1 pseudogene is annotated in these 2,376 nt (G+C 67.8%); it reads right to left on the reverse strand.

The features are described from left to right. Positions 1-247: 247 nt before the first annotated feature. Positions 248-808, reverse strand: a pseudogene (locus tag FNQ90_RS27610) (RICIN domain-containing protein); the annotation flags it as partial. Positions 809-2,376: the final 1,568 nt, after the last annotated feature.

The following is a 2,376-nucleotide window of genomic DNA, read 5'->3' on the forward strand; positions in this document are numbered from 1 at the left end:
CGGGGAAGGGGGGCGCCGGCCCCCTTCCGGCCGGCGACGGCGAGAGGGCCCCCGGAGACGTCCATCCCGCCGCGACGGGCTCCCCCATGTCCCGGAACGGACGCCTTCACGCAACGGAGACATCACATGCACGCTCCGCGTTCTCCCCGCCCGGCATGATCCCCGTCATGCGATCCCGTACCGGCGCGGCTCCCGTCACCCGGCGGGCGCGACGGGAGCACGACATCGGCGGTCGGTGCCCGTGTCAGCCGACGCGGACCAGGCGCCACTGCTGGTTGCTCCCACCCCAATCGGAGTACTGGACGATGTTCGCCCCGTCATGGACGGCGCCGCCCTGCACCTCCAGCGCCTTGCCGCTGTGACGGTTGATCAAGCGCACGTGACCGTCCGCCGACTCGACCGCGCGGAACTGCTGGTTGGCGGCGTTGTGGTCCGTCCACTGCACGATCTCCGCACCGTCCGAGGTGGACCAGTTGTGGACATCGAGCACCTTCCCCGAGTGCCTGGACCGGAGCCGGTGGTGGCCCCCGTCGGAAGCCACGAACCGCCACTGCTGCCAGGCCCCGTCGTTGCGGGACCACTGGGTGATCCGAGCGCCGTCACCGGTGGCCAGGTTGTACACGTCCAACGCCTTGCCGCTGTTGCGGTTCACCAGGACGTACCAGGCGTTCGGGTCGATCCCGGAAGAGGACCCGGCGACCTCGGCCACGAAGGTCGTCACGCTCCGGGCGGGGAGCTCGCCGGTGAAGGAGTCGCCGGAGAAGCCGACCCCGTCCCGGGGAGCGAGGTTCCTGCTCGCGTCCGTCAACCACGACGAGACACCGGACACGGTGCCGCCCGCCAGGGTGAACCGCTGACTCACCGACGTCGTCCCCTTGTTGATGGCCACGACGACGATCCGGGAGCCCCCCTTGTACGCGGAGGTGTACACGTTCGCCTGTGGGGAGGAGGTCGCGTCGACCCGCACGTATCCCGGTCGGACGAACCTCGAGAAGTGCGCCATGTTGGCGCCGCGCTTGCTGATCCGCCCGTCCTCCCGCATCGGACCGTAGCTTCGGCGGATGTACCACCACACGTACGTCTGGAACCCGGCGTCCACCATGGAGTGGTGGATGTGTTGCCCCACATCGAGCGCCTGGGGCCAGAGGTCCGCCGAATCACTGCTGTTGGGGTGGTAGACCTCGGTCATCCAGAGTTCTTTGCCCCGGCCCTTTTCCCGGAAGAGGGGGTAGGGGAAGTTTCCGTACGGCGTCCCGTAGAGGTGGGCGCCGAGAATATCCATGTTGGCGAGTGCGGCGGGATCGTTGAGGATCGGGTCCGAGAAACTCTTCACGTACTGGAAGGACTCCGGGGCGATCACCCGGGTCCCGATCGAGCCGGCGTTCTCCCGCAGGAAACGAACCATCTCGGCCGGGGTCCACCACGTCCAGTCGTGCGCGTAGTCGGGTTCGTTCTGCACGGAGAGCGCGTACAGGTTCACCCCGTTGTCCCTCATGAACCCGTTGAAGTCGTCGAGGTGCCGCGCGTAGGCGCCGTACATGTCGTGTCGCAGGCGCCTGGCGTTGGACTGGTTGCCGCGGACGAAGGTCTCGACCATGTGGGCGGGTGGGTTCCACGGCGACGCGAACACGATCGCCCCGTGCTCGATCGCGCGCCTCGCCGTGGCCACCTCCCGACTCCAGTGCGCCCGATCCTCGGGAATGGGGATCCTCAGCACGGAGAACCCCAACTGCCCGTCGCCGTTGCCGAAGGCCGTGTCCCGCTGGGCGGGGGTGAGGTCCCCGATCCAGCTCGTGTGGTTCATGCCGCCGAAGCCCCGGATCGTCTGCCGCTCCGCCGAGGGATCGACGAGCACGTCGGTCGCCGAGGCCGTGGATGGTGCCCCGGGGTCGGCCGAGGCCGGTGTCGCGGCCATGAGGACGGGCACCGCCCCCAAGGTCGCCAGAAGGGCCCTTCGGCTGTGGAGACCCGGCCCCGGGATCATGGGTTCATGGTGGTGCGGCGTCATTTCTTCCCCTCCTGAACGTCGGCGTCGATCCGTGCCGTCCGGGTTTCCGGGACCTGCTTCCGAATCGTTTCACGTCGTGCTTGGGAGCGCTCCCATTCGTGGGCGCGCTCAAGGACTGCGAAAATTTACGTCTTCATGCCGGAGTGAAAGCGGGTGTCACTTCGAATCGCCCACGGGGGAGGCCGGGAGGGCGAAAGGAACTACCCTTTGCGGCGCCGCCACAAAAGGATTGTTCGATATTGCGAACGATATTCGTGATATCGAATTCATGAGCACGTTAACGGCCCTCCCGGCGGCCGTCAACCCCCGCCGCAAAGGGTTTCCGTACCGCTCCGGGAGGAGGCCCCGCCGGGGCGCGGGGTGAGGGG

This window comes from Streptomyces alkaliphilus (assembly GCF_014141535.1).
In the GTDB taxonomy this organism is placed as follows: Bacteria; Actinomycetota; Actinomycetes; order Streptomycetales; family Streptomycetaceae; genus Streptomyces; species Streptomyces alkaliphilus.